The organism is Candidatus Cloacimonadota bacterium (genome assembly GCA_011372345.1).
GTDB lineage: Bacteria > Cloacimonadota > Cloacimonadia > Cloacimonadales > TCS61 > DRTC01.
Genome location: DRTC01000104.1, coordinates 1 through 3,715, shown reverse-complemented (window position 1 = coordinate 3,715; position 3,715 = coordinate 1). Strand labels below are relative to the sequence as shown.

Sequence of the window (3,715 nt, the reverse complement as noted above, 5' to 3'; positions counted from 1 at the left end):
AGAAAGTTTTGTCTGGTTTTTCAGCGCTCGAGCCGCAGCCAAGGCATAACTTCCTCCCGAACCGATCGCAATTACATCATCATCCGGTTCGAGAACATCACCGGTTCCTGAAATCACGAGCAGCGATGTTTCATCTGCAACAATGATCATCGCTTCCAATCTTCGCAGGATTTTATCCGAACGCCAATCTTTTGCCAGTTCGACAGCTGCTCGTTTCAGGTTTCCTTTGAAGGATTTCAATTTGCCTTCAAATTTTTCAAATAATGTGAAAGCATCTGCAGTTGCTCCGGCAAAACCAGCAATTACTTTATCTTCATATAGTCTTCTTATTTTTTGAGCAGAAGCTTTGATGATCGTGTTTCCCAGAGTAACCTGACCATCTCCGCCGATGGCAACTTTTTTTCCAATTTTTATTCCTATTATTGTTGTTCCATGCATTTTTTTTCCTTTGAGTCTTTTATTATTTCACAAGTGGAATCGCTCGTGTTACTTTAATATTTCAATAAATCTGAGCTTCATTGAGACGATAGGATTATCGGATTTACTTATCTTTCCTTTTCGGTTTATCCTCAACATCAGGATTTTTTTCATTCGATTTCTGTTCTTTTGTATCCGCTTTTTGATCATTAGGTTTTTCTTCTTTTTCTTCCTGTTTTTTTTTATCAGAATCTTCATTTTCCGATTCTTCTGGAGTTGTATCGATCTTCATCTCTTTTGCTTTTTCGTATTTTTCTTCTACTAATTTTTTATCTTTTTCATCGATATTTTCTAAAATAATAGAATATATTTCATCCGAATTAAGAGTTTCTTTTTCCAATAAAACTTCCGATAATTTATCGAGTAGTATTCTTTTATCATTCAGAATTTCCAGTGATTTCTGGTGAGCAATAGTGATGATATTCCTGATTTCACTATCGATCAATTTTGCTGTCTCTTCGCTGATCTGTTCTTGTCGAGTAAATTCTTTTCCGAGAAATATCTGAGAGTCTTCCTTACCGATTGTCATTGGTCCGATCTTGTCGCTCATTCCCCAGTTGCAGACCATCTGTTTGGCTAAGTCTGTCGATCTTTGAATATCATTGGAAGCTCCGGTAGAAATTTCATTAAAAGCGATTTCTTCTGCAGAGCGACCTCCCATCAGTCCGACAATCGATTCTTCCAAATATCCTTTTGTGTATCGGGATTTATCTGTTTGCAGGAAATGAGTTGCTCCGCCGGTAAACCCTCTTGGAATGATCGTTACTTTATGAATAGGTTCTGTTTTTTGCTGGAAGATAGAACAGAGAACATGACCGACTTCATGATATGCTGTAATTTTTTTATCGTCATCAGTTATGACTCTACTTTTTCTGGCTTTGCCGAGAGTGACTTTATCCTTTGCTTCTTCAAAATCTTCCATCCCGATCTTTTTCTTATTCTTGCGAGCTGCCAGGAGAGCTGCTTCATTGATCAGGTTCGCCAAATCTGCTCCGCTGAAACCGGGAGTTCCGCGAGCAATAATACTTAAAGTTACTTGTTTGGAAATCGGAAGTTTCTTACTATGAACTTTCAGGATCGCTTCTCGTCCTTTAATGTCCGGCAGGTCAACAATAACCTGTCTATCGAATCTTCCGGGACGAAGCAATGCCGGATCGAGCACATCGGGTCTATTTGTTGCTGCAATAATGATAACAGAATCATTCAGATCAAAACCATCCATTTCTACTAAAAGTTGATTCAAAGTCTGTTCTCTTTCGTCGTGACCTCCGCCCAGACCGGTTCCTCGATGACGACCAACAGCGTCAATCTCATCGATAAAAGCGATACAGGGAGCATTTTTCTTTGCCTCGACGAACATGTCCCTGACGCGAGATGCTCCAACTCCAACGAACATCTCTACAAAATCCGATCCGCTGATGCTGTAAAACGGAACTTTTGCTTCTCCTGCGACTGCTTTTGCCAATAAAGTTTTTCCGGTTCCGGGTCTTCCCAAAAGCAAAACTCCGCGTGGAATTCTTCCTCCCAGTTTCTGGAATTTATCTGGAGCTTTCGGGAATTCGATGATCTCTTCCAATTCTTCTTTTGCTTCATCGACTCCGGCTACATCTTTGAAAGTTACCTGTGTTTTTCCTCCGGCAAATAGTTTCGCTCTGCTTTTTCCGAAACTGAAAGCAGCTCCTGCTCCTCCTCGAATTCCTCTCATCATAAAAAACCAGAAACCGAGGAAGATCAGGAACGGTAGCATCGAAATCAAGAAGGAGAAAAGTTTGGAAGGTTTAGTTGATTTTACACTTATTCCCAGAGCTGTGAGTTCTTTAGTAAAATCCGAATCAGGCTCAAAAGGCAGATATGTTGCATATTTAATACCATCATCACCGATAAAAACTACATCTTTCCCGTTGATGTCAACTTGTAAAATTCCTGTGGGTTTTCTTTTATACATTTCCTCAAAATCCGAATAGTCGATCACCTGATATTTTGTGTTATTCATTTTGGAAAATTGGTAAAATACGATGATCATTAAAAGAACCACTATCCAGAAAGTGATGGATTGTGATTTTTTCATTTTTGGAAAAAAAGGTGGCTTTTTATTATCTTTATTATCTTTATTAAATTTGGGTGGTTCAATTTTTGGTGGTTCCTGCATTATGAATATTTCTCCTTTTTTAAAATCCCAATGTAAGGTAAATTGCGATATTTTTCTGCATAATCCAATCCGTATCCAACTACAAATTCATTTCCAATTTCAAATCCGATATAATCTAATTTCATCTCGATCTTATGTGCTTTCGGTTTATCGAGAAGAACACAGGTTTTAACGGAAATCGGTTTGTGTTTCATTAAATAATCATGAATGTATTGAAGTGTCAGACCGCTATCAACAATATCCTCGACTACGATCACATGCCTGTTATGAATGTTTGTATCGATGTCCTTCCTGATCTTGACAATTCCGGATGATTGCGTGCTGTCTCCGTAACTTGATAAGGATAAAAAGTCAATTTCAACGGGTTCATCAATATTTTTAATTAGATCAGACAGGAATAAAACCGCACCTCTTAAGATACAGATCATGATTGGATGTTTTCCTTGATAGTCTTTGGTTATCTTAGAACCAAGTTCTTTTATTTTTGAATGAAGTATGTCTTCATCAAATAAAATTTTTTCAAGATCGTGTTTCATTATATTTTGGGAAATGTTCAAATATTGAGGAAAATATTAAAACTATTTTCCCGATCTCCTTCATTTTGTATCTATTCTTTCCGCATGCCTTGCTTTCTGCACTGACATTTTTTCGATTTTGATCATTAATATATTCTTTGTTTTTTCTGATAAAGCAACTCGATTATCGATTCTTAATCCGGCAATCCAGAGAATCTTTTCTTCATCACAAAAAATTAATATTTTATCCCTATCAAATTTGGGTATTTTTTCGTCAATGAAAAAATCTTTGATTTTCTTTGGATGATCCATCCCGAGAGGAAAAAACTTATCTCCGGGTAAACGGTGACGGATATAAAGCGGAAATGAACTTTGATCAAAATCGAGATAAACTGTATTTTTATCTTCGAAAAGATAGCGTTTATTTGGTAATTTTTTTAATTTTTTCATTATGATCCGATAGTCTTCAAAAGTCATCCTGTTGCGTAGAGATGTGATTTCCTTTTTGTTTTTGATATCGATTTCTTTTTTTCTGGTTGTACGATAAAAAATAAGCTCATAATATTCTTTAAGT

The 3,715-nt window shown here is 36.8% G+C and carries 4 protein-coding genes; all 4 read right to left on the bottom strand.

Annotation, left to right across the window (positions count from 1 at the left end):
- Positions 1 to 438, bottom strand: a 438-nt coding sequence (hslV, locus tag ENL20_01955) for an ATP-dependent protease subunit HslV (protein HHE37318.1), incomplete at its 3' end; no start/stop codon positions are given.
- Between the two features lie 103 nt (positions 439 to 541).
- Positions 542 to 2,545 (bottom strand): ATP-dependent metallopeptidase FtsH/Yme1/Tma family protein, encoded by a 2,004-nt coding sequence (locus tag ENL20_01950; protein ID HHE37317.1) that lies wholly within the window; start codon positions 2,543 to 2,545, stop codon positions 542 to 544.
- An 80-nt stretch (positions 2,546 to 2,625) separates the two neighbouring features.
- On the bottom strand, positions 2,626 to 3,162 hold the full coding sequence (hpt, locus tag ENL20_01945) for a hypoxanthine phosphoribosyltransferase (protein HHE37316.1): 537 nt from the start codon (positions 3,160 to 3,162) through the stop codon (positions 2,626 to 2,628).
- A gap of 60 nt (positions 3,163 to 3,222) precedes the next feature.
- A partial coding sequence (locus tag ENL20_01940; protein HHE37315.1) for a hypothetical protein occupies positions 3,223 to 3,715 on the bottom strand: 493 nt, incomplete at its 5' end.

Excerpts from the sequence above, each read along its gene's own strand:
- ENL20_01950 (HHE37317.1), bottom strand. The coding sequence starts at position 2,545 with ATGAAAAAATCACAATCCATCACTTTCTGGATAGTGGTTCTTTTAATG.
- hpt (HHE37316.1), bottom strand. The coding sequence starts at position 3,162 with ATGAAACACGATCTTGAAAAAATTTTATTTGATGAAGACATACTTCAT.